Genomic DNA, 22,292 nt, shown 5'->3' on the forward strand with positions numbered 1-22,292 from the left:
ATTGAAATTGAAAAAATTAGTATTACTATTTTGTTTTTTAATCTGTGCAAGTGCTTTTTCACAGATACTTTCTTCAAGCGTGGAGAAGAAGACCATTGCTTTGGGAGAGGTAAACCATCTTGTGGTGACCATCAATAATATTCATAACGAAAAGGTTTCTGCAGCTCCTGAAAATGAATTGCTGCCTTTTCATTTCGAGGAAATCAAAGACAGCATCGCACAGACGCAGGATGTTTATTACCGAAGGATTGAATTTACTGTTTTTGATGAAGGGAAATTCACCATTCCCGAACTGGAATTTAAGGTAGGAGGAAAAGTGTTAAAAACCATTCCTTACGAAATAGATGTCATCAATACGGCTCAGAAAACGGACCAGATCAACGACATTATGAACAATAAAAATGTAAAGCTTGAGGTTACCGATTACTGGGAACTGTATAAGTTTTATATCCTGGCTGCCATCGCGCTGATCTGTCTGATTATTGCCGTCATTATGTTCATAAGATACGGACGGAAGAAAAAAAGTTCACCAGTGGTAACCACAAACCAGACCTTAAAAGAGCTGGATTCCCTGAAAAAGAAAAAATATGTAGAGACCGGAAACTACCGCTCATTTTATGTGGAGCTGATCGACATTTCAAGAAAATTTCTCGCAACCCAATACCGTCTGCCGGCAGATGTTCTGCTTACCGATGACCTTATCGATCTGATGAAGAAGAACAATACCATTTCCCAGGAAAATGAACGCGTGGTGGAAGAGGTTTTCGTGAGAGGTGATCTTGTGAAATTTGCAAAAACATTCCCGGACAAACAGACGATGGAAAAAGACCTGGCGGATATTACCGCATTTGTAAAACGGTCATCAAAGGATTTAGAATTCGAAAACCTGAGAAAAGATGCTTAATTTTGAATTTTACAGTCCGTGGTTTTTACTGCTTTTTGTCCTGTTCATCCCGCTTTTATTCATGGATCTCAGTAAGCAGAAAAGAAAAGGCATCAAGGTTCCCACTGTTAAAAATATGGGCGACAGCGGCGGCATTCATATCGTCATGTTTTTCCTGAGAATTTCAAAATACCTGATTCTTTCAGCACTGATCATTGCAATGGCGAGGCCAAGGACGTTCACAGTTTCTCAGGACAGGGATGATACCAAAGGAATTGATATTATGCTTTCCGTAGACGTGTCCTTGAGTATGCTGGCAAAGGATCTTACCCCGGACCGTTTGACTGCTTTAAAAGATATCGCTATTAAATTCGTTAATAAAAGACCGAATGATAGAATTGGTTTAGTGGCTTACTCAGGAGAAGCTTTTACAAAAGTACCGGTAACCTCCGATCATCAGGTGGTTGTAGATGAATTGAACAGTCTGAACCCGCTGGAATTGCAGCCAGGAACCGCTATCGGCGAAGGTCTTTCCGTAGCTGTAAACCATTTGAAAAACAGCAAAGCGAAAAGTAAGATCATCATCCTGATGACGGATGGGGTAAATACAATAGAAAATGCGATGCCTCCTGCTATTGCAGCGGAACTTGCTAAAAATAACGGAATAAAAGTCTATTCCATCGGGATCGGAACCAACGGATATGCGCTGATGCCTACGCAGCAGGATATTTTTGGGGATCTGGTCTTCACGGAAGCAGAAGTGAAAATCGATGAACCGGTTTTAAAGGAAGTGGCCCAGATGACCGGCGGAAAATATTTCCGGGCAACTTCCAACAGCAGTCTGGAGGAAGTCTATGATGAGATCAACCAGCTGGAGAAATCCGATGTGAAGGTAGCCAAACTGTTTAATTATCAGGAATATTTTAAGATTTTCCTTTGGATTGCATTAGGCCTGCTTTTCCTGGATGCTTTGATGAGATGGGTGTTTTATAAAATTTTAAGCTAATGGATTGGTATTTAGGTAATTATTGGTATTTATTGTTACTGCTGCTGTTGCCGTTTTTAGCTGCCTTTCTGATCCGTTATCTGAAATGGAAAAAAAAGAAGAGAGCCCTCTTTGCAGACAGTCAGTTTCATGAGCATTTGTTTGAAAAAAAATCAGGTTTTACAAAGTTTTTCCCGGCTCTGTATTTACTGGCAATCCTGTTCCTGATTTTTTCGATCATTGATCTACTCAGCGGTTCGGAAGAGATTAAAACCAACCAGAAGCTGAATAACGTTATTTTCATGATGGATGTTTCCAATTCGATGAATGCGGAAGATATAAATCCAAGCCGCCTCACGGAAGCGAAGAACCTGATGCTTCAGACCATGCAGAAAATGAAAAATGATAAAGTCGGAATTGTGATTTTTGCGGGACAGGCAACTTCCATTATGCCACTGACCACTGATTACGGTTCAGCAGAAACCTACATTGGCGGAATTGAAACCAATTCGATGCAAATTCAGGGAACTGATTTTTTAAATGCGATGAAAATAGCCGTCGAGAAATTTAAAAATGTAAGCAAAGACGGAAGAAAGGTCGTCCTGCTAAGCGACGGTGAAGATAATGAAGGAAATGATGAAGCAGCGATACGGTTAGCTAAAAAAGAGGGAATCATGATCACCTCGGTCGGAATCGGTACAGATGAAGGAGCTCCGGTACCGGAGTATGTTTTCGGTCAGCTGATGGGATATAAAAGCGATATGAACGGGCAGACTGTTATTTCCAAAAGGCAGACGGAGGCCCTTAGAAAAATGGCGGAGGCGACTGGCGGAACTTATATCGACGGAAATAACATCAACGAAGCACCGGACCGTATTCTGGATGCCCTGAAAAAGAAATCGGGATCTTCGGAAACTATGGTGAAATCGCAGAATGCCAATCATTATTACCAGTATTTTCTGGCAGTTTCCCTGTTTTTCTTCTTTTTGATTTATATTTTTAATCCTAAAAGGGATTTTAATCTTTAATCTGAAAGTTTTAGAGTCTCTGTTTGAGTAAATTACTTTAACCTAGTTTTAACAAATAAAACGCTGTTTATTAACATATAAAGGAATAATTTTGTACTTGATGAATACTAAAATCTTTTTTTTGTCGTTTATTACTGCTTTCCTGTGTTCAGGCTTCCTGTTTGGCCAGGAAAAATACCGCACGCTGGTATATGAAGGGAATGAAAAATTTAACGGCAAAGATTATGACGGTGCTTCGGTAAAGTATCTGGAAGCGATCCGGAAAAACAGCAAAGATTTTACAGGGCACTACAATTTAGGAAACGCATTATATAAAAGCAAAAAATACGCAGAGGCAAAAGCGGAATTTGAGACAGCGCAGAAGCTGGCGCAGACCCTTCCGGATAAAGCGGCTGCTCTTCATAATCTAGGGAATACGTACATGCAGATGAAGCAGCCGGAAAAGGCAGCGGAAACTTACAGGCTATCCCTGAAGCAAAACCCATACAGCGAAGCAACAAGAAAAAATTACGAAATTGCGAAACTGAAAGAAAAGGAAAACCAGCAAAAGCAACAGCAGAAGAATAACTCCGGTAAAGGAGGTGGCGGTGGTAAAGACCAGCAACAAAATGATGATCAGAAAGGAGGCCCTAAAGACCAGAAGCAGGATCAGGGGCAGGGCCAGCAGAATCAGGGAAAAGGGCAGGGAAATGACCCTAACAAGAACCAGAATAATGAAGGGAAGATTCCCAAAGGCCTCGAAAATCAGATACTCAATAAAGTAAGCGATAAAGAAAAAGAAACCGCCAGAAGAATTTTAAATAAAAATTCTTATTCGATGCCCGAGAGCAACGAGAAAGATTGGTGATGCAGAACAGAATTATTTACATATTAATCCTTTTTACTTCCGTAATTTCTTACGGGCAGGTAAACCTTACCGTAACGCCGGATAAGACAACCTACAATGGGAAAGATATCGTAAACTTGAGTATTGTTCTTGAAATTTCAGGTAGTGAAAATAATCCGCAGACAAAACTTCGTCTGCCGGATTTCTCCAAGTTCAATCTAATCGGAACAGGATCTGTAAACAATGCATTCATGGATCCGGAAACCAATACGGTAGTTTCTCAATCAGTGACCAGGCTTGCTCTTGAACCAAAACAGAAAGGGAAACTGAAAATAGGATCATTCCTAATCACTATCAACAATAAGATTTATAAAACCGAACCTTTCGAAATTCTCGTTAAAGATTTGGAAAAGAAAACTGCGACGGCAGCCAATACTTCAAAAGACGTTTACCTGAATATGGAAATTGATGACCGTGAAGTCTATCAGGATCAGCCAACCGTTGCCGTATTAAAGGTATATTCTAAAAATATGGATAATCTGAGGAAGGTGAGAAACATTCATCTTCCTGAGCAGGAAAACCTGGATGTATTTCCAATCAGTTTTGCCAGATCCGAAATCGATCCGTCGGATAACGGCAGCATGGCCTCACAGATCCTGGCCGTTTTTATGGTTTTTCCTAATGAAGCAGGCTATGTAGACGTTCCGGGTGTTTCCGCTTCTCTGAATTCTTATTCCCATCGGGACAAGATTGTTTCCAACAAGGTAAAGATCAACGTAAAAAAACTTCCTGAAGGTTCACCCGAATGTTTCAAAAATGCCGTCGGAAATTTCAACGTGAGTGTTGCCAATATTTCAAAAGAAAAAGTAGAGGTGAAGAAGCCCATGAATGTATTGGTAAAAGTAACCGGTGAAGGGAATCTTAAAAGTATGGAAATTCCAAAGATTGCGGCTTCTCCGGATTATGAAGTTTTCGCTCCCAAGATTACATCGCGGGTATTGGTAGGAACCGAGGGAATGAAAGGAGAGGTACTGGCCAATTATCTTGTAATTCCTAAAAAAGCAGGAGAAATAACCATCAGAACAGAGCATTTCGCATTTTTTGATCCTTCAAACAAAGAATATGTGGATCTTGGCGAACAATCACTGGCTGTGAACGCTTTTTCCCACGATCAGATTCTTGAATCGCGTACTACTGTTGAGAAAGTAAATGAATACACCAACACCTTCCTGGAAACGGTAAACACCCCAGTTCTGAAAACAACCTCATTGAAAGTAAAAGAAAAAAGCAAGTTTCACTGGAACATCCTTTTCACCAATATTGCTATTCTGCTTGGATTGTTTCTTGCTTATCTGGGATTCAAAACATGGCAAAGAAAAAACCGATCTGTTAAAGAAACGGCAACTCCAGAACCAACGGGATCTGTTGAGGAAACCGAGAGAGAAATCAGAGAGAAACAGAAAACGGATATCAACGATTATTTCAGCTATCTGGAAAATCTTAAGGATAATTCGGACTATGAACGGTTCTTTCAGGCTTTTGATGAGCTGGACGGAGAGGTAAGAAAACAATATGCAGGCGGATCTGTAAGCGATTTCAGCAGTACACTGGAAAATCATCACGGGCTTGCTTTCGCTGAAGAATACCGAAGCCTTATCCAGCGTGTGCAGATGGAAAAGTATGCACCGGTAAAATCACCGGAAGCGATGGATGAGCTTTTAACGGCCATTGTTAATTTGTATTCAAGAATTAGCAAATAATCAATTTATTTTCATATTTTTGCGAAATTTTTAATAACAGATTGATGGATATTTTTGATCATTTTTCTATAAAAGAAATTGTAACCTGTTTTATGGTGCTTTTTGCCGTGATTGATATCATCGGTTCTATTCCTATTGTAGTAAGCCTTCAGCAGAAATACGGACAGATCGAAGCGGAAAAAGCGACGCTTACCGCAGGCGCCATTATGTTGGTTTTCCTTTTCGTTGGGAACAAAATTCTGAAATTTATCGGCGTGGATGTGAATTCATTTGCCATTGCAGGTGCTTTTGTGATTTTTATCATTGCCCTCGAAATGATTTTGGGGATTGAGATCAACAAAACTTCCGAAGTGAAGGCGGCTTCCATTGTTCCGATTGCCTTTCCTCTTGTGGCAGGTGCCGGAACCTTAACGACAACGCTTTCCCTGAAGGCTGAATTTCATGATATTAATATTATTTTCGGAATCATTCTCAATACAATTTTCGTATATTTGGTGCTGAAATCTGCGACCTGGCTGGAAAGGAAAATGGGGGATGCCACATTGGCCATTTTACAGAAGGTTTTCGGGATTATCCTGTTGGCGATTTCAATTAAATTATTTACCGCAAACTTTGCACAATTGGTGCAGAATTATATTAATTTTTAAGAATCATGCAGAAGTTTTATAAAGTATTTTTGGTAGTGTTTATCGTGTTTATTGCGATCAATGTGTATGCGCTGGACTGGCAGTCGGATATGTTGTCCGAAGATAACTCGAAGTTCGTATTCTCTATTGCTTCAGCCGTTATCGGACTGATGCTGCTGTTCGTAATGAATACCTGGAGTAAAATAGGCATAAAGAAATAAATTTTAAAAATTTACAGATACAAGACCTCTTTCATTTTGAAGGAGGTTTTTTGTTATATTGAGCTGAGGTTGATTATCAATAGGAGCGGACTTTAGTCCGCTTATGAGATCGATTTTCACTAGGGCTTTAGCCAAACTTGCAGCAGGGTTGCAAAACTGTTTTATTTTCAATAGATTCCACAGAATTTCACAGGGAATAATTATGATTCAGGATTCGCTCCTCCAATGGAAATCTTCCGTTTCTACCATATAGGATGAAATTAGCATCCGCGTTTCAATGCAAAGTTTGTTACCCCTATGGTAACCTAGATATCATATTATAAAATTGCGTGGAAAGATTCGGGTTTAGATTCCTGTGGAATGACAAGATGCTGGAAACATGAGTTAAAAAAATAACACAACGTTGTCATCGCCCCGTGTATCTAGATAATTATATAAAAAGATGTGAATTAAGATAGTATGTCAGGAAACATGAGTTAAAAAACAACACCACGTTGTCATCCCGTAGGGATCTAAACATAATATTAGAGATTTCACTCAACCGAAAATCTTCGATTTTCTCTCTTCTGTGCTCTAAAAATATGCGCAATATTTAAAACTAAAATCTAATGTGACTCATGTGCTAAAAAACTTTTGTGACTTTGTGGTTATATTTTTCCTGCATGGTGAAGACTGCCTCAGCCACCGTTTGCTTATCATGACATTCCGGAAATGAATTATAAAACAACAAGGTTCTTTAATACCGCTTCGGATTTCAGCTCGGTTTCAATCCATTCTTTTTCAGGATTGCTTTGCGCGGTAATGCCACCGCCAACAAACACATGAACGGAATCCTGATAAAGCCTGGAACAGCGGAGATTCACAAAATACTGAACGGTGTCTTCCGTTTCGATTTTAATATAGCCGGCATAGAGTTCCCGTGAAAATTTTTCAAGTTTCTGAATGCTTTCCTTACAGAATTCTTTCGGAATACCACAAACGGCGGGGGTAGGGTGTAACACCTGAATAAGAGCATCTAGATCTTCCGGTTGTATCTTTGCCTTAAAATCGGTGCGGAGGTGCTTGATGTTTCCAGAAATATGGTCAAAGGTCCCGGATTCATCTACATTTTCAGAATAATTATTTAAAATAGTCCGGATGTAATTGGTCACCGGTTTCTGTTCCTCGATTTCCTTTTCCGACCAGTTTTCCGAAACCGGCAGTGTACCGGCAAGGCTCATGGTTTCAAATTCATGGGTTGTCTTGTTGAATTTTCCCAGCACTTCGGAGAATGCACCCATCCAGGAATGTTCGCCATCATTAAAAATATACCTGAAAGCATTGGGATATGATGTGCAGAGGTTTTTAAAGCTGCTTTTGAGGTCGATCTCCTGAAATTCCCTGAAAATCTTTCTTCTTGAATAGACGAGTTTTGGAAGATGGTTTTCCTTAATTACCCCGATTACATTTTCAAGCTGGTTTAGGTATTCATCTTTGGTTTCGGCAACGAATCCAGCTGTACCTTCGGGCAGGTGCTTGCTTGAAATAACGGTATCTGCAAAATATTCCGGACTTATTTCAACCACATTTCCGGCAAATTCTAATGGGTCTGAACCGTCAAAAGCATAAAACCCGATTTTTTTTTGTCCGGAACCTTTGTCTGTGGAATACAGTGTTTCGTCGAATGGAAATTTGAAATAAATCATTGTTTAAGGGATTTGCAGAAATCAGAGCTTCGAAAGGATATAGGAAATTCCGAAACTTATTTTTCTTTCTGCAAAGGTATTATTCGTCTTAAAAATCTCAAAATCAAAGTCAGCATTTTTTAATGAAAAATTCTTTAAAGCATATTGCTGATATTCTGCGGATAAAAGGAATCTCCGTAAAATACGGTATTGAATTCCCAATGCAAAGCCCAGGTTGGTCTGGCTGGATTTAAAATCATCCACCCGGTTCAGAACATTGTTTTCCGGTACCAGAAACTGCATCTTATAGGTGTTGCGATTCACCAGGATCCCGGCAAAAGGGCGGATATTTCTCCAGTTATACATGAATTTCAGCTGAACCGAATATTCAAAATGCTTATTGTTAAATCGTTGGAATAAGAGTGGCTGGTTATCTTTCGTAAAATAATATCCGTTAAAAAAAGTATCTTCCTTGTTGGCATCCAGATCGAAGGAGGAATTCCAGTGATAGACATTTGCAGAAAGCTGCACTGAAAACTGGGAACTGAAAAAACTTTTAGAGGCCCAAAACCCAAGATATTCTCCGAACTGGTTGTTGTTCCCTGAATTTTCTGTGGTCCAGTTTGTGTTTTTTAAGCCTGCTCCGCCTTCAATTCCGTACAGAAAAGTCGCAGGTCTCCGTAATTGTGCCCTTCTGGAAGCCCTTTGCCGATCGATTTCTTCTTTGTAAACATTCCGTACGAATTTTGTTTCTTCAACTTTCAATTCGGGAAGGATCAGGTCTTTCAGCCTGGACGGTAAAGGCTTGAAACGGTAGACCGTATCATAAACAACTACTTTTTCATAGATATATACCGTATCCACTTTCTTTTTTTTACGGTTTTGGGCAAATGAAAGGCTTACCGTTAAGACTGATAAAAGCAATACGAGTTTTCTGAGCATCATGGTCTGTCGGCAGTTTATTTTTCTACAAAGATAGTATCTCTTTTAATGATTTTTTTAACGACCATAACTTTCTGCGATGGTTCTGCTAAAGAATCTCCGGTAATGCCTTTTTTAGAGTGTTGTCTGCTGATTACTTTTTCTTCATTCTGAATTTTTGGAGTATTGTTCTGCCCGTTATTTTCAGACGATGCTTCTTTTAGCTGTTGGCTGACTGAATTTTGTATTGAATCTGAACCCGATATTGCTTTATTTAGCTGGGGATGTTCTATAGTATTTTGATTGTTATCCAATGAAACCGACGAGGATGCAGATTGACGAGCGGTTAAAAAACCGTTTCCAGGCCGCATCAGGAAAATTGATATTATAATAATGATCAGAACAGTTCCTGCGATGATTCCTTTTTTCTGCATGGCAGCATTTGAGGAGGGAAGGATTAAAATTTTTCCCATACTGCCGGATGGAATTTCAAAGCTTTTTGAAGGGGAAATTTGAAAATCTGCAAATTTACTTTTGAATGTCTGCGCCCAGAGCAATCCGCCCAGGCCAAAGATGACAAGCAACTGTGCCGTTTTCTTTTTCGGGGTATTCTGGTTGATCGTGTTGTTCAATAAATAATTTTGAACCGATTTTTTAGCTCTCAAAAGATGAGATTTGGATGTATTTACTGTAATACCAAGCAGTCCGGAAATTTCGGCGTGCGAATGGTTTTCAATAAAAAAAAGGTTAAAAACCGATTTATGGTGGGGCGGAAGGTTGTCGATCGATGATAACAATTCTTCACGCGTAAAGTCGTAAATGAAAATGTTTTTTTCTTCTGAAAAAGGATGGTCCATGTCTGCGTAGGTATCTGGGATTTCTGAGGGTTTCGCATCGACGAACGTATGTTTGCTGTATTTGCGGATGTGCTGTAAAGCGTTATTAACAACAATTTTTTTCAGCCATGCAAATAATGCCTTTTCATCGTTCAGCTGATTGTTTTTCTGAATGGCATTCATAAAGCTGTCCTGTACAATATCTTCTGCCGTATAAATATCCGTGATATATCTACGGCAAATCCCCAAAAGTTTCGGGGAATATTGGCTGTAGACTTTCTGCCAGTCTAAATTATTGGTATTCTGTATCATATTTTTATTCGGGATAACAATAACCAATTGTTTTCCCATCGAAATAATATTAATTTTTAAATTCACCCCATCCCAGCACTGCCTGGGATAAAGGTAAATTTAATAAAAAGGATACGAAATAATTTTTTACAAAAATTTGGTTTTATAATATAAGGATGAAATAAAATGAAAAGGTTGCAGTGTTTTTGAAAAATATTTTAATTCACGACAACAAAAACTGAGTTAAATGCATTTACAACCGTATTAGCAGGATTAGTAATGCTTTGTATCTCATTATTGTTTATGTATACTTTACTTGCGAAAGGTATACCTTTTTGCTTTATTACATATATATTACCATCAAGAACAAAAAGATCTTGAATAATCTCGTAGTCCGGGTCCAAAGGGAATGTCGTCTCAATATCGTTTTTATAATAAAAGTTATTCATCAGCATTCTTCCTGTTATATAATAGTCAGCAGAAGTTTTTTCTCCGGAAATTTTACCAAAGGTAAAAATAGGATGTGAAAAATTCGCAGCAAGAATCTCTGTATTGGTAGATAATTGCATGGAATAGTAATTGTAATTTTTAATATAAAGAAACTGGATTCCCGATGAGGTTTCTGTAAAATTACACACACGGATGATTCCAGGAACTGTGTGAAATACGGAATTTACATAATACCCGGACTCAGTTGTACCGGCATTTCGTATTGTTGCAGAAATATAGGACTGATGATTAAAAACACTAATTTTCGAATCGTCATAAATAATATTGTCAGATGTATTAAGCTCTGTCTTTACCCCGTTTTTCCAAAGACAAAAAGCATATCTTTGAACAGCGACGGGTGAAAGCGTATCATAATATCCGATAAAATAAGTGTCATTACCATCAACTGCTATATCTAAAATCTTATAGTAATGCCCCGCTGGAATGCCTAGATATTGTTCTAAGTTCAGCCGTATATTATTTTTCCAGTAATAATAGCTGCCATTAAAGTTCGTACGGGTTTTTCCGAGAACATGTACATTGTTATTTTCTACGATGATTTTATTGGCAGTAGTACTATCTGGAGAAAAAAGATTTGTTTTAATATTATTTTTCCAGTAGCAAGCTTTGTAATTTTCCATCCCCGCCACGTATACGTCATGTGAAGTGACGTTTTTTTCTAAAGCGTCAGTGTTATCAGGTGAACATGAAATGCAGAAAGTGAGTAAAAGTAAAAAAGGTAAAATTAAAGTCTTCATGGTTATTAATTTCTTATAAGATGAAAAAAAATGAAAAGGTTGCAGTGCTTTTGAAAATATTTTAATTCGTAGCAATAAAACTGAGATAAAACATTTATAAATATATTTTTCGGATTGATAGTTTTTGTTTTTCTGATAATAATCCAGTCTTATCGACAAAAAGATTTTGTCTGCTGATTTATCAAGCATAGTTAAATCCTGAACGAAAAGACAAATTAAAATCTGTAGGAAAAGTCTGGATATTGTTCTTATAATAAAAATTGTTCGTCATCGCGATTTTTATTACATACTGATTCATCGAGGATAAATACGGAATGCCGAATATCAATAAAATTAGAAAAGATAAAATAAGAGTCTTCATGGTTGTTAGTTTCCTATAAGATGCACAAAAATAAAAAGGTTGCAGTCAGCACATAAAAAAAAGCTCAAAAAAACTTGAGCTTCGTATTTTATTCCATTAACCTTACTTCCGAATAATGGTATTCGTCATGGTGGTGTGGCTGATCAACGCGTCTTTTTCATCGCGGATTTCGATTTCGGAGACGTGCATGGTCTTTCCTTTACGAATAAACCGGGCAACCGCAGTTACCGTTCCGTCTTTTTTGCTTCTCAGGTGGTTGGTATTGATGTTGGTTCCCACCCCAAAGTATTTTTCACTGTCGATAAAGATATTGGACAGGCTTGATCCCATGGTTTCGGCCAGCACACAGCTTGCCCCGCCGTGCATGATCCCGAATGGCTGATGGATTCTTGGTAAAACAGGCATTGTAGCCGTTAAGGTTTCATTTTCCATATCAATATCCGTGAAATGGATTTCCAGGGTTTTAGCGAAAGTTTCTTCGCCCCAGCTGTTGATGAATTCCAGTATTTCTTCCTTCGTCTTATCTTTAGTATACATCTTTTTTATGAGTAATAAATAATGGGTAATGAGTAATTTTGCTAGTTGCTAGTTGCTAGTTGCTAGTTGCTAGTTGCTAGTTGCTAGTTGCTAGTTGCTAGTTGCTAGTTGCTGTTTCGGAATCGGTTCCCATGATATTGGGGTTCCAGTTTTCCGGAACTTTCGGTCCGATATCGTTTTTAATATAATAATCCTGAATTTCTTTCATGATTTCCGTAAAAGGGACGGAAGCAATTCTTTCGTAAGGAATGGTGTATCCTAAGTAAACGGTATTTCGTTTAAAATCTCCTGCCGCCAGAACGATCGGCACTTTTGCCGCCAGTGCCATATGGTAGAATCCCTTTCTCCATTTCGGAACCCAGCTCCGGGTACCTTCCGGTGTGATCACCAAACTGAAATCGTCTTTTGCAAATTGTTCTGCGACAAAATTAATCAGGTCATTTTTCCGGCTTCGGTCGATCCCGATTCCGCCAAGCCCTTTTACAATTCCACCGTACCAGGCCTTGGTATGGGCATCTTTAATGATGATCTTCAACGGTTTTCCCAACGACCAATAGGCAAGATTTCCCAGGATGTATTCCATGTTGTGGGTATGAGGCGCCACGACCAGGATGCATCGGTCCAGGCTGCTTGCATCGCCCTGTAGAACGACCTTCCAACCCATTAATTTTAATAGCAGTTTGCCAATCAGCTTTTTCATAATATTTCGGTTAAAAACAAAAAAGTATAACCAAAGTGGTTATACTTTACAAATATATTGAAATATTATCGCTCTTAAAACAGACTGCTGATTAAATCAACAATTTTCATTACAATTTCTAATGCCAGTTGTACCATAATTGTTTAATATTTTTTATGAGTGTTTCGGTTATTATTTTTTACTACACAAATGTAAATATTTTTCTTGATATGAAGAATTAAATTTTTACATTTTTTCATTTTTTCTGAGAGAAGAAGGGTGTGAATTTCAAACGGTTGTGTTATCCACTCACACCTTCTGCCACTCTCTGAAGTTTAGTTATTTGGTTTGTATGGAAATTTCGTTTTTATCCTTATCTACTTTGAAGTCGATATTGGCTCCTTTCATCTTTTTGATGCTGTGTTTCATCGAGTCGATTACGTGGTCTGCTTCATCACTGGCTACTTTTTTTCCGTTTACAATGATGCTGTCCTGGTCTTCGTCACCTGAATTGTATTCGATCGTAGAGCCGTTTACGGTGATTTTATTTTTTTCAATCTTGATGTTGCCGTCCTCGTCTCTATCCTGGTCATTGTCATTGATGCCATCTGCATTCAGATCCCCGTAAAAGCTGATGCCGTCCTGTTTTACCGGAATAACTACGGTTTTCATTGGAAGTACCAGTTCATAGTCTATGCTGTAATCTCTGAATCGGTGATCGTAAGGATATTTGATATAATTCGGAAAGATGATCTTATTGTCAATGATATCTACCGGAACACTTACATTCAGTGGAAGATTATATCCTTTTGCTTCTTTTTTGATGATCAGATAGGGTGTTTTTACATCGGCCTTTCTTGTTACATCCACATGGATCCAGTCTTTATGGTAAACGGAAACCCTGTCGGAATAAAGATCGTCATCATAAGCTGTGAAGTTCTGAGGAATGGTTACCTGTTTGAAATCCGCATAAATCGTATCCGATTTGGTATTGATGGAAATTTCTTCCGTATCTTCTTTATGACCTTTGAAAATCATTTCTCTTTTTGCGATGCTCACCCCGAAATAAGTTCCCAGTCCGATCAGCGTAAGAAATAAAGCCCCCAGTACCCAGCCAACATTTCGCAGTTTGGTTTTCGGAGAGAAAATCTTGATGCTTAATAAACTGAAGATCAGTGCAGGAATAAGAGATCCGATGATAATCATTGCTGTCAGTACGCTGTACAATCCGTTGTCATCAAAATAGAATTTGATTTCACTGGCACCCGGAAAATCGGAATCGATCCCGAAAAGCCCGAACACGACAAACACCCCGATAATAGATCCTACAGCCATCAAAGCGAAGAATGCACCCATGATGTATTTTAGAACATTCCATACACCGCTGCTTGCGTTATTGATGTAAGGTTTGTTTTCGATATAGATTTCGCCTGCTCTTGTTGTGGTTTCATTCGCAAACTGTACCAGTTTGCTGGATTCTTCCTTTAGGTTATCAAAATTAAGCGGTTTTCCTTTCATCTTCAGAAAATCGGATGCTGTTTCAGCCTGCGGAAGTACGGCCCAAAGGATAAAGTAAAGCAGGATTACCAGAAAAGAAGATCCCGGTGCTACCCAAAGGAATAGGAATGCGCCTACCCAGATCAGTCTCATTACCGTAATGTCCATGCCGAAATAAGAGGCCAGACCGGCACAGACTCCCGCGAGCTTTTGTCTTTCAGGATCACGGAACAATTGTTTTTTATCCGAATATTCGGTTCCTGTGCTGCTTGCTTTTTTTGTGTTTTTTTCAGAATAGTAAGCTTCTTCCTGCTCTTCGATTTTTTCAGGGCTTCCAATCTGGGCAATAACTCTTTCTACATCCGTATCATTGATTACTTCCCGTTTTGCCATGGAATCTCTGAAAATTTCCACCATTCTGATTTCTATATCGTGCATTACCTCATCAGCCTCCGAAGCATCCAGCGAGCTTCTCAGCGCATTCAGGTAGTCGCTCAGTTTTATGTAAGCATGTTCTTCTATCGTAAAAGAAAAACCTGCAAGTCCTATTGAGAGTGTTTTGTTCATAGCTTTGTTTTTAATGTTTTTGAGTGATTTGGTTAACTGAATTTGTCAATTCGTTCCAGGTGTTTTGAAGTTCGCCTAAGAACAGTTTACCTTTTTCTGTGATCTGGTAATATTTCCGGGGTGGTCCTCCTGTAGATTCCTCCCATCGGTACGAAAGAAACTCTCCGTTTTTCAATCTTGTTAAAAGAGGGTAGAGGGTTCCTTCCACAACATCCAGTTTTCCTTTTTTCAGTTCATCAATTAAATCAGAAACATACATTTCGCGGTGATTGATGAGGCTTAAAATACAGAATTCCAGAATCCCTTTCCGCATTTGCGCTTTGGTATTTTCGGTATTCATCTTTAATAAGTTTTGTTAATTAGTTATATAATTTTCGAAACCCGGAACCTAGCTAGCAGAACCTGTTTCGATTTTACATTACAAAGATATGTAATTAGAATGGTATTATGCAATACAAAGTAGTGAAAAAATATTAATTAATTGTTTAAGTGACTGATAATCAATTAAATTATTTTTAATGATAAAATTAAGAAATTGGGAAGACCAGAAAATTCAGGCTAAATTTTAGTAATTTTACCTGGGAGGCTTGTGGTTCGTAAAGTGACCAATGCCTTTTTCTCCAACACTTTCTGATATGATTGAAAATTGTATTTTTTGTAGAATTTACGGACGATGAGTGCCATTTCCATCATCGCAAAATGTTCGCCGATGCAAAGACGTGGACCTGCTCCGAAAGGATAGTAGGCAAAATTCTTTGCATTTTCATCGTCAAAACGTTCAGGAATAAACGAAGTGGGATGGTCCCAATATTTTGGATTCTGATGCAGGCCGGCAATGTAAAGGATAATTAACGTGCCTTTCTCCCATGAATAGTCTTTGAATCGGTCGTCTTCCAATGCCTGACGGTCAATAGCCCAGGCAGGGGGATGCAGCCTCATGGATTCTTTAATGACATTCATTGTAAAAGACTTTTTCATCAAGCTCTCAGTGCTGAAAGCATTTTCACCTTCGTTTTCAATCTCCTGCCGTAATTTTTCCGCTTCATAGGGATGTTGGCTGATTTCGAAAAAGATAAAACTTAGCGCATTGGCCGTCGTTTCGTGCCCGGCAATAAAAAGGATCAGCATTTCATCCACCAGCTGCTTATCGGACATTGGGAGTCCTGTATCTTCGTATCTGGATTGAATCAGCATATCCAGCAGGTCATTTTTTTCCTCCCCTGAATTCCGCCGCTTGTCCAGAACACGCTGAATAATGGCTTTTGCTTTTTCGCTTTTTTTAATGGTCTTGCCGATAATGCCGAACAAACTTAAAATCTGGGTGTAAAGCGGAATCCTTACTTCCTTTGCAAAAACTTCCTGAACTTCGGTAATGATTTTTCCCAACTCCTTTATTTCAGTTTCTTCAATATCCGAACTGAACAGGGTTTTGGCCACAATATTAAAAGCCAGCGTATGAAAAAAGTCGTACAGATCTACTTCCGGTTCCTGATCAAATGGCTGAAATGCTTTTTCGATCTCCTCATCCATAATAGAAACCAGGTTTGTAATTTTAATCTTGCTGAAGCCGGGCTGGATCAGTCGCCGCTGCTGCAGCCAATCTTTTCCGTTGTTGGTAAGCAGGCCGTTACCAATATATTTACCTAAAGTAACAGATTGTATTTCAGATTTGAAATAGTTTTTGTGGTTTTGCTTTAAAATATACTCTACAAATTCTTTATCCTGCGAGAAAATAAGCTTTTTATTCGTCAAGCTTGCCCGTAGAAAATAGCTGTCTCCTGCTAGCACATGATTCCCGCTGATTACCCCCAAAGGATTTTTCACTCCATTAAACAGAGAGTAGAGCTTTCTTTTTCCTTTGATTTCGGTAGGGTAATTGAATTTCGGAGCCATGCTGAAAAATTTATTCTAAAAATACGACTAATCTCTGATAATAAATACATAAAACGTATGATATGTTATGCATTGCCATGAGATTAAAATTTACGTAGACGTTGGTTGTTCACAAGATATTTTGAGAAGACCTGAAATTTAAGCTATCCGATATATCTGAAGTAAAAAAATTTTAAATCGATTACATTTTGTCTGATCATCTTTACAGCAGGATTACTGTTAAAAGCCTTATTTTTGTAACTGAAAATGGATCTGTGATGCAGACACTGATGCATTATAAAAGAACATTCCACTAAATAAAATATAAATCCAACGATGAAGATTCAGAAAGAAATCGATTTTATCCTGGCGGTGGACACCCTGAAAAATGTGCAGCGAAGAAACTATAACGCGGATGATTCGAGAAGGGAGAACACGGCAGAACATTCCTGGCAGATTATTATTCTGGCCCAGATCCTTTTTCCATACGCAAAAAACAGGGCGGATATCGATTTGTTGAGGGTGATCCGCATGTTGTCTATTCATGACCTGGTGGAAATTGAAGCCGGGGATACTTTTATATTTGATGAAGCGGCAATGGTCGGGAAATTTGAACGGGAAAAAATTTCAGCTCAGAAGATTTTCGGTATTCTGGACGAGCCTTTACGATCCGAATTTTTCAACCTGTGGCTTGAATTTGAAGAAGAGCAGACACCGGATGCCATTTTTGCGTGTGCCATCGACAGGATTATGCCGTTTATCCTGAATTCCCATACTTCCGGAAAAAGCTGGACCGAAGCCGGCGTTACCGAAAAACAGATCCGGAATATGCTTGAAAATGCCATCAGCAGAGCATCAGATGAGCTGGGAGAAGCCTTCCAATTGCTGCTGATCAAAAATCTGGAAACGGAAAAGGTGATGAAATAATATAAAATTGATTCCGCTTGAGGTTGGTGAGGGAAGCTGGAGGCTGGAAGTTTTTTTTTATAAATTATTCCGAGTACCAAATAGTTATTGTTTATTAGAAAAATTTCAAGTCATTAGGCTTCTTTTCTGGTTAAATAATTAATGGATATTATTAGAAATTCATCTTAAAATAAAAAGTTTCGGCGGGCAAAGCCCGCCGAAACGCCTTAAAAAACATGAGAAGTATGGGTTCCGGCGAAAGGTTGCCGGAACTTTATTTAAAGGATTTGGATGGGCTTCTTAAATTCATCAATCGCCACGAAGGTAAAATCACCTACAATAGCCCGCTCTCTTTCGTAAGAGTACATTTGCTCCGTATAGATTTCCACATTTACCTTCAGGCTTGTTTTTCCTACGTGAACCACTTTTCCGATCAGTTCAACGATCGTTCCTGCGGGAATTGACCTGTTGAAATCGATCTTATCGCTGCTTACCGTTACTACGCGTTTTCTGGCAAACCGTGTGGCTGCAATAAAAGCCACCTCGTCCATCAGCTGCATGGCCGTGCCTCCGAAAAGCGTATCGTAATGGTTGGTCGTGTTGGGGAAAACAGCTTTAAAAATTCGGGTTTCGGACTTTTCAATTCTTTCTTCTATCGTCATATTTCATTATTAATTAAAGCGAAATGAAATAAATCGACACAACAGAAAACAGCAGAGACGGGAATCTCCGGACATCCGTTAGATCAATAAACTTCAGATCGCGAAAGTTTTTATTGTAAAGAAAAAGGCAGGTCTCCTGACTTGTAACATCTTTATTTCCTTCCCATCCCGTCTGAGACAGAACAGTGGACTCTTAATAAAGACTTCAGTTACTTACAGTTGCGCGACAGTCCGTGATTTGCACACGGTTCCCTTTTAATCTGCAGCTAAGCAGAACCGGTTTCTGAAAAGCTCAAAATATAGCTGTGAAGCAAATTCCAGGGCTTTCCGTTGGCAAAAGTAGTGATTATTGATGAATTATTCGGGGTTTTTGAAAATGATCTGGCTTTCGACCTTTCCCTGTTTGATGGTCCAGATCGTTGTGTATCTGTTTTGGCCTGAACCGTTGATCATATAAAGGAAAATATGGTCATTGTCGATGGCTGTCACCCCGACATTATTGAAATCCATGGTCGGCTGGAACATGTTTTTGATGGCATCCCTTACAAAAACGGAGCCCCGTCCCGGCTGTTGCACGCGAACGGATTTAATTTCGGTTAAATCTTCAGGAAGCTCTTTTCCTACCCCCCAGGCTTTTACTTTATCCACTTTGATGATGTTTCCCTCAGCATCTTTTTCCTGCTTTTTGATCTTGGCGTAAGACGGATAGACATCAATGATCACTTTGGTTCTCTGATTTCCCGGGATTTTTGGATTGGAATCATCGGTGAAGATCAGGGATTTTCCGTTTTTGGATTTGGAAGGGGTAAACTGCGGCAGCTTGTCTACGAAAACCACCCGGTTTTTATTCACCATCCCTTCTTTGGTAATGCTGTCGTACCGCACAAAAGGTTTTTCGGTGTCTTCTCTTTCAGGATATTTGATCCATATCCATTCGGTTTCTCCCGGTGCCGGCTTTTCATAGATAAAGACATCCCCTGTTTTCATGCGGATCTTGTCGATGATCTTGCGGTAATCATCTTTATGAACCCGTACCATGGCATACCCTTCTTCAGCTTTTACTACGCCAAAAGGAACTTTGTTCTGGCCTTTGGCAAAAGCGATGGAAAACAGACTGAAAACGGAGAGGTAGAATGCTTTATGTACGGAAATCATCATGAAATTTTTTTAACAGTTCAAATATATAAATTAAATGCTTTTCGGCAGATAATAATGCTGTTGTAATTCGTTTAAATCTTTTATTTGTTTTAAAATTCCTTCATGCAGAAAGTAAATTTCATCGGAAAGTTCCAGCGCATATTCCGTCATAAAATTCGAAATAATAAATCCTTTGTCCTTTGATATTTCTTTTATGGTTTTCATCACTTTTTCAGTAAGAATGGGAGACAGGCCGCTGTAAGGTTGTTCCAGCAGAATAAATTCAGCTTCGGAATGAATGATCGTCAGTACTTCCACCAGCTTTCTTTCGCCGCCGGAAAGATTCTGACGGTCCTGTTCAGGAATGGCTTGATAAGATTATTATTAAAAAGTTTAAGGGTATTTTCCCGATTACAGAATAACGGGATCAGATTTTTAACTTTACTGTTTTTCGGAAACATCGGCTGTTGCGGCAGATAGGCAATCCTGTTTTTTCTATCGGATTGCTTCGTTAAAACTTTATTATTAAACTTAATGAACTGCGAATCCCCTTTCATGGTTCCGAAAATAATCTGAAGTAAGGTTGATTTCCCTGAACCGATACTTCCCAGTAAAGCCACAACTTTTCCTGTTTCACAAGTCAGGTAAACATCCTGTAAAATTTTCTTTGAGCCAAAGGATTTTGTAACGCTGTCGATATGTAATATACTCATAAAAATTTAGAGATCAGATTGATAACGAAACCAATTGAAACCGTGGTGATCCAAAGAAATAATTTTGAAAAACCGAAATTGGCAAAAAACACATATTCATGCTTTAATCTCAGTTCATAAATTAAAAAATGAAAGGAAGGGAAGATCACAAGAAAACAGAACCCGAAATTACCGATATTTAAACCCGTCTGAAAGGCTAACAGCAATGAAAATAATACCGTCGGGATCAGCAGTTTGATATAAAATATCCAAAGGATTTTGAGGTCTTTTATCATATTCAAATATAATAAAACTAAAACTTGTGATTTATTGATTATCTTTAGGCAATAATAACTTTTGAAAACAATCTAAACCATTAAATATGACAAAAAAACTACTTTTTTTCTTTCTTTTCCTTTCAGGAATTTCATTGTTTTACAGCAAAAATCTAACGGCGGGAGAGCCCGGATACTGCTATCTCTGCGATACTGCTCCCTCCAATGTACAGGTTTCTAATATTACCATGACCTCGGGAACGGTAAGCTGGACGAATGATCCTACTGTTTCTTCGTATATGGTAAGATTCAGGCAGTATCCGGCTACAGCTTGGATGACCTTTACATCGGTTTCCATTAGTGCTTTTACCTTAACCGCGTTATCTCCGTGTACCACCTACGAAGTGCAGGTAGCGAAAGTATGCTCCGGTTCTCCCACGACAAGTGCGTGGTCCGAATCCGTAGTTTTTACCACTTTATACATGAATTATTGCGCCGCATCTTCCTTAAATGCCAATGTAGCTTATATGTCTAACGTGACGGTTACACCTACGGGAAGCGGTATTTCTCCGATGGTCAGTAATTCCGGAACATCCAATTATACGGATTACCGGCCTGATCCTACCCGGAAAGTGCAACTGATGATCGGCAGTACGGGAAACCAGATTTCCGTTTCCAAGACATGGGTAGGATCTCCCAATCCCGTATATGTAAGGGCCTGGATCGATTTTAACGGCGATGGAATTTTCCAGTCATCGGAAATGATGCTTTCTTCCGGTTCTTCCGCTTTATCAACGGCCACCGCAACATTTAATGTTCCGCCGACAGCTTTCCAGACAGGAACAACCTGCGGGGTGAGCATGAGAGTGATGATCAGTGAAACCGTTACAACTTCTTCCGCCTGCGGAACTTTCAGTTACGGCGAAGTGGAGGATTACGGGGTTTATCTGTTAACACCTGCGAACCTTTCTACCAACGAAATTAATAAACAGAAGAACATCAGCATTTATCCCAATCCGGCCTCGGATGTTTTGAATATTTCAGGAATCGAAGGAACTGAATTTGAAATTTACAATACAGCCGGGCAATTGGTAAATAAAGGGAAAATTTCCGATCAGAAAGTCCAGGTTCATGATCTGGTAAAAGGGGCTTATTTTATTCAGATCAAGAATAACAACAATATCTCAAAACTAAAGTTTATTAAAGAATAAGATTGAGAAGGTTTAAAATAAAGAAGCGGATCATCACTGATCCGCTTCTTATGTTTTCCAGAATTAATCGTTTCTGAGTTTCGCTTTGATATGATTTATTTTGATCATATTTCTAAGTTCTGAAACCTGATCTTTCGTCATTGCCCGTTTGGGACAGAATCCATAGGTAGATTTACTATGATAAAACAAAAACCAGTTTTTAAGTTCCTCTATTTTGTAAATATTGTTCCATGCCAGTTCAACCGTAAAGCTTTCGGCAACATCCTGAATAATATCATCTTTAAATAGGGATGTTGTCTCTGATGAAATGACTTTGTTTGTTTGATAATCTTTTCTGAACTTATAATAATACCATAAAGGATATAAAATGAATGTTCCTAACAATATAAAAATATTAAATAAAATAGATGAAATCGGTATTAAATTAAGCTGGCCACTAATAATGATTTTTATATCCAAATAAATCATATAAAATCCAAGTAATAAAGTCACTATTACAATGGGTTTTCTGTAGGCTAAGAAATACATAAGTCGTATATATTCCTTTTGTGAAATTTTATATTTTATTTTCATCGTTTATCAATATCATTTATTAACCGAGTAATATT

At 38.7% G+C, this 22,292-nt stretch carries 23 protein-coding genes and 1 riboswitch; of the genes, 9 read left to right on the forward strand and 14 right to left on the reverse strand.

The annotated features are described in order from the left end of the window. Positions 1-7 precede the first annotated feature (7 nt). The 7 genes from QE422_RS07885 to QE422_RS07915 all read left to right on the forward strand — a co-directional run bounded on the left by QE422_RS07885 (position 8) and on the right by QE422_RS07915 (position 6,329). On the forward strand, positions 8-904 hold the full coding sequence (locus QE422_RS07885) for a BatD family protein (protein WP_307456506.1): 897 nt from the start codon (positions 8-10) through the stop codon (positions 902-904). Then, positions 897-1,889 carry a VWA domain-containing protein gene (locus QE422_RS07890; RefSeq protein WP_307456507.1) on the forward strand — a complete coding sequence of 331 codons (993 nt, stop codon included), beginning with the start codon at positions 897-899 and terminating at the stop codon, positions 1,887-1,889. The genes QE422_RS07885 and QE422_RS07890 overlap by 8 nt, the downstream gene beginning before the upstream one ends. Beyond that, positions 1,889-2,896 carry a VWA domain-containing protein gene (locus QE422_RS07895; protein ID WP_307456508.1) on the forward strand — a complete coding sequence of 336 codons (1,008 nt, stop codon included), beginning with the start codon at positions 1,889-1,891 and terminating at the stop codon, positions 2,894-2,896. Before QE422_RS07890 ends, QE422_RS07895 begins: the two co-directional genes overlap by 1 nt. A 121-nt stretch (positions 2,897-3,017) precedes the next feature. After that, positions 3,018-3,743, forward strand: a complete 726-nt coding sequence (locus QE422_RS07900; protein WP_307456510.1) for a tetratricopeptide repeat protein — start codon at positions 3,018-3,020, stop codon at positions 3,741-3,743. Further along, the gene (locus tag QE422_RS07905; RefSeq protein ID WP_307456512.1) at positions 3,743-5,482 is read left to right on the forward strand and encodes a BatD family protein; all 1,740 of its coding nucleotides are present in this window, start codon (positions 3,743-3,745) and stop codon (positions 5,480-5,482) included. Before QE422_RS07900 ends, QE422_RS07905 begins: the two co-directional genes overlap by 1 nt. Before the next feature lie 44 nt (positions 5,483-5,526). Continuing rightward, on the forward strand, positions 5,527-6,129 hold the full coding sequence (locus QE422_RS07910; RefSeq protein ID WP_307456513.1) for a MarC family protein: 603 nt from the start codon (positions 5,527-5,529) through the stop codon (positions 6,127-6,129). 5 nt (positions 6,130-6,134) lie between these two features. After that, a complete protein-coding gene (locus QE422_RS07915; RefSeq protein WP_307456515.1) occupies positions 6,135-6,329 on the forward strand; it encodes a hypothetical protein in 195 nt (64 codons plus the stop codon). Between the two features lie 716 nt (positions 6,330-7,045). On the opposite strand, the gene QE422_RS07920 is transcribed toward QE422_RS07915, so the two are convergent. From QE422_RS07920 to QE422_RS07960, 9 genes are all read right to left on the reverse strand, one after another. After that, on the reverse strand, positions 7,046-8,014 hold the full coding sequence (locus QE422_RS07920; RefSeq protein WP_307456518.1) for a chorismate-binding protein: 969 nt from the start codon (positions 8,012-8,014) through the stop codon (positions 7,046-7,048). Between the two features lie 21 nt (positions 8,015-8,035). Then, positions 8,036-8,938 (reverse strand): hypothetical protein, encoded by a 903-nt coding sequence (locus tag QE422_RS07925; RefSeq protein WP_307456519.1) that lies wholly within the window; start codon positions 8,936-8,938, stop codon positions 8,036-8,038. 14 nt (positions 8,939-8,952) lie between these two features. Continuing rightward, entirely contained in the window at positions 8,953-10,101 is a 1,149-nt protein-coding gene (locus tag QE422_RS07930) for an RNA polymerase sigma factor (RefSeq protein WP_307456521.1), read from the reverse strand. A 158-nt stretch (positions 10,102-10,259) separates the two neighbouring features. Continuing rightward, complete coding sequence (locus QE422_RS07935) at positions 10,260-11,288, reverse strand: hypothetical protein (RefSeq protein WP_307456523.1); 1,029 nt, start codon at positions 11,286-11,288, stop codon at positions 10,260-10,262. Between the two features lie 463 nt (positions 11,289-11,751). Continuing rightward, positions 11,752-12,186 carry a PaaI family thioesterase gene (locus tag QE422_RS07940; protein ID WP_307456524.1) on the reverse strand — a complete coding sequence of 145 codons (435 nt, stop codon included), beginning with the start codon at positions 12,184-12,186 and terminating at the stop codon, positions 11,752-11,754. A gap of 97 nt (positions 12,187-12,283) precedes the next feature. Beyond that, positions 12,284-12,886, reverse strand: a complete 603-nt coding sequence (locus QE422_RS07945) for a 1-acyl-sn-glycerol-3-phosphate acyltransferase (protein ID WP_307456525.1) — start codon at positions 12,884-12,886, stop codon at positions 12,284-12,286. A 318-nt stretch (positions 12,887-13,204) separates the two neighbouring features. Further along, the gene (locus QE422_RS07950; protein ID WP_307456526.1) at positions 13,205-14,929 is read right to left on the reverse strand and encodes a PspC domain-containing protein; all 1,725 of its coding nucleotides are present in this window, start codon (positions 14,927-14,929) and stop codon (positions 13,205-13,207) included. A gap of 10 nt (positions 14,930-14,939) precedes the next feature. Next, positions 14,940-15,269: a PadR family transcriptional regulator gene (locus tag QE422_RS07955; RefSeq protein WP_307456527.1), complete on the reverse strand. Its 330-nt coding sequence runs from the start codon at positions 15,267-15,269 to the stop codon at positions 14,940-14,942. Between the two features lie 218 nt (positions 15,270-15,487). Next, complete coding sequence (locus QE422_RS07960) at positions 15,488-16,822, reverse strand: cytochrome P450 (RefSeq protein ID WP_307456529.1); 1,335 nt, start codon at positions 16,820-16,822, stop codon at positions 15,488-15,490. Between the two features lie 315 nt (positions 16,823-17,137). Here QE422_RS07960 and QE422_RS07965 point away from each other — a divergent pair, with 315 nt between their 5' ends. Then, a complete protein-coding gene (locus QE422_RS07965; protein ID WP_307456531.1) occupies positions 17,138-17,728 on the forward strand; it encodes an HD family hydrolase in 591 nt (196 codons plus the stop codon). Between the two features lie 257 nt (positions 17,729-17,985). Here QE422_RS07965 and QE422_RS07970 read toward each other — a convergent pair whose 3' ends face one another. The 4 genes from QE422_RS07970 to QE422_RS07985 all read right to left on the reverse strand — a co-directional run bounded on the left by QE422_RS07970 (position 17,986) and on the right by QE422_RS07985 (position 20,219). Next, positions 17,986-18,369, reverse strand: coding sequence for an acyl-CoA thioesterase (locus QE422_RS07970; protein WP_307456532.1), 384 nt, complete (start codon positions 18,367-18,369; stop codon positions 17,986-17,988). A gap of 108 nt (positions 18,370-18,477) precedes the next feature. Further along, positions 18,478-18,665: riboswitch (cobalamin riboswitch) on the reverse strand. A 61-nt stretch (positions 18,666-18,726) separates the two neighbouring features. Beyond that, positions 18,727-19,527, reverse strand: a complete 801-nt coding sequence (locus QE422_RS07975) for a hypothetical protein (RefSeq protein ID WP_307456534.1) — start codon at positions 19,525-19,527, stop codon at positions 18,727-18,729. 30 nt (positions 19,528-19,557) lie between these two features. Then, the gene (locus tag QE422_RS07980) at positions 19,558-19,824 is read right to left on the reverse strand and encodes an ABC transporter ATP-binding protein (RefSeq protein WP_307456535.1); all 267 of its coding nucleotides are present in this window, start codon (positions 19,822-19,824) and stop codon (positions 19,558-19,560) included. Next, positions 19,812-20,219 (reverse strand): ATP-binding cassette domain-containing protein, encoded by a 408-nt coding sequence (locus tag QE422_RS07985; RefSeq protein ID WP_307456536.1) that lies wholly within the window; start codon positions 20,217-20,219, stop codon positions 19,812-19,814. Before QE422_RS07985 ends, QE422_RS07980 begins: the two co-directional genes overlap by 13 nt. A gap of 361 nt (positions 20,220-20,580) precedes the next feature. On the opposite strand from QE422_RS07985, the gene QE422_RS07990 reads away from it, so the two are divergent. Beyond that, complete coding sequence (locus QE422_RS07990; RefSeq protein ID WP_307456537.1) at positions 20,581-21,684, forward strand: GEVED domain-containing protein; 1,104 nt, start codon at positions 20,581-20,583, stop codon at positions 21,682-21,684. 63 nt (positions 21,685-21,747) lie between these two features. On the opposite strand, the gene QE422_RS07995 is transcribed toward QE422_RS07990, so the two are convergent. Beyond that, the gene (locus QE422_RS07995; RefSeq protein ID WP_307456539.1) at positions 21,748-22,257 is read right to left on the reverse strand and encodes a YcxB family protein; all 510 of its coding nucleotides are present in this window, start codon (positions 22,255-22,257) and stop codon (positions 21,748-21,750) included. Positions 22,258-22,292 lie beyond the last annotated feature (35 nt).

It is taken from the genome of Chryseobacterium sp. SORGH_AS_0447, assembly GCF_030818695.1.
Lineage (GTDB): Bacteria > Bacteroidota > Bacteroidia > Flavobacteriales > Weeksellaceae > Chryseobacterium.

What these genes read in the sequence shown, in the direction of transcription:
- QE422_RS07890 (WP_307456507.1), top strand. Translation starts at nt 897, where the DNA reads ATGCTTAATTTTGAATTTTACAGTCCGTGGTTTTTACTGCTTTTTGTC.
- QE422_RS07895 (WP_307456508.1), top strand. Translation starts at nt 1,889, where the DNA reads ATGGATTGGTATTTAGGTAATTATTGGTATTTATTGTTACTGCTGCTG.
- QE422_RS07905 (WP_307456512.1), top strand. Translation starts at nt 3,743, where the DNA reads ATGCAGAACAGAATTATTTACATATTAATCCTTTTTACTTCCGTAATT.
- QE422_RS07910 (WP_307456513.1), top strand. Translation starts at nt 5,527, where the DNA reads ATGGATATTTTTGATCATTTTTCTATAAAAGAAATTGTAACCTGTTTT.
- QE422_RS07915 (WP_307456515.1), top strand. Translation starts at nt 6,135, where the DNA reads ATGCAGAAGTTTTATAAAGTATTTTTGGTAGTGTTTATCGTGTTTATT.
- QE422_RS07920 (WP_307456518.1), bottom strand. Translation starts at nt 8,014, where the DNA reads ATGATTTATTTCAAATTTCCATTCGACGAAACACTGTATTCCACAGAC.
- QE422_RS07925 (WP_307456519.1), bottom strand. Translation starts at nt 8,938, where the DNA reads ATGATGCTCAGAAAACTCGTATTGCTTTTATCAGTCTTAACGGTAAGC.
- QE422_RS07930 (WP_307456521.1), bottom strand. Translation starts at nt 10,101, where the DNA reads ATGGGAAAACAATTGGTTATTGTTATCCCGAATAAAAATATGATACAG.
- QE422_RS07935 (WP_307456523.1), bottom strand. Translation starts at nt 11,288, where the DNA reads ATGAAGACTTTAATTTTACCTTTTTTACTTTTACTCACTTTCTGCATT.
- QE422_RS07940 (WP_307456524.1), bottom strand. Translation starts at nt 12,186, where the DNA reads ATGTATACTAAAGATAAGACGAAGGAAGAAATACTGGAATTCATCAAC.
- QE422_RS07945 (WP_307456525.1), bottom strand. Translation starts at nt 12,886, where the DNA reads ATGAAAAAGCTGATTGGCAAACTGCTATTAAAATTAATGGGTTGGAAG.
- QE422_RS07950 (WP_307456526.1), bottom strand. Translation starts at nt 14,929, where the DNA reads ATGAACAAAACACTCTCAATAGGACTTGCAGGTTTTTCTTTTACGATA.
- QE422_RS07955 (WP_307456527.1), bottom strand. Translation starts at nt 15,269, where the DNA reads ATGAATACCGAAAATACCAAAGCGCAAATGCGGAAAGGGATTCTGGAA.
- QE422_RS07960 (WP_307456529.1), bottom strand. Translation starts at nt 16,822, where the DNA reads ATGGCTCCGAAATTCAATTACCCTACCGAAATCAAAGGAAAAAGAAAG.
- QE422_RS07965 (WP_307456531.1), top strand. Translation starts at nt 17,138, where the DNA reads ATGAAGATTCAGAAAGAAATCGATTTTATCCTGGCGGTGGACACCCTG.
- QE422_RS07970 (WP_307456532.1), bottom strand. Translation starts at nt 18,369, where the DNA reads ATGACGATAGAAGAAAGAATTGAAAAGTCCGAAACCCGAATTTTTAAA.
- QE422_RS07975 (WP_307456534.1), bottom strand. Translation starts at nt 19,527, where the DNA reads ATGATGATTTCCGTACATAAAGCATTCTACCTCTCCGTTTTCAGTCTG.
- QE422_RS07985 (WP_307456536.1), bottom strand. Translation starts at nt 20,219, where the DNA reads ATGAGTATATTACATATCGACAGCGTTACAAAATCCTTTGGCTCAAAG.
- QE422_RS07990 (WP_307456537.1), top strand. Translation starts at nt 20,581, where the DNA reads ATGACAAAAAAACTACTTTTTTTCTTTCTTTTCCTTTCAGGAATTTCA.
- QE422_RS07995 (WP_307456539.1), bottom strand. Translation starts at nt 22,257, where the DNA reads ATGAAAATAAAATATAAAATTTCACAAAAGGAATATATACGACTTATG.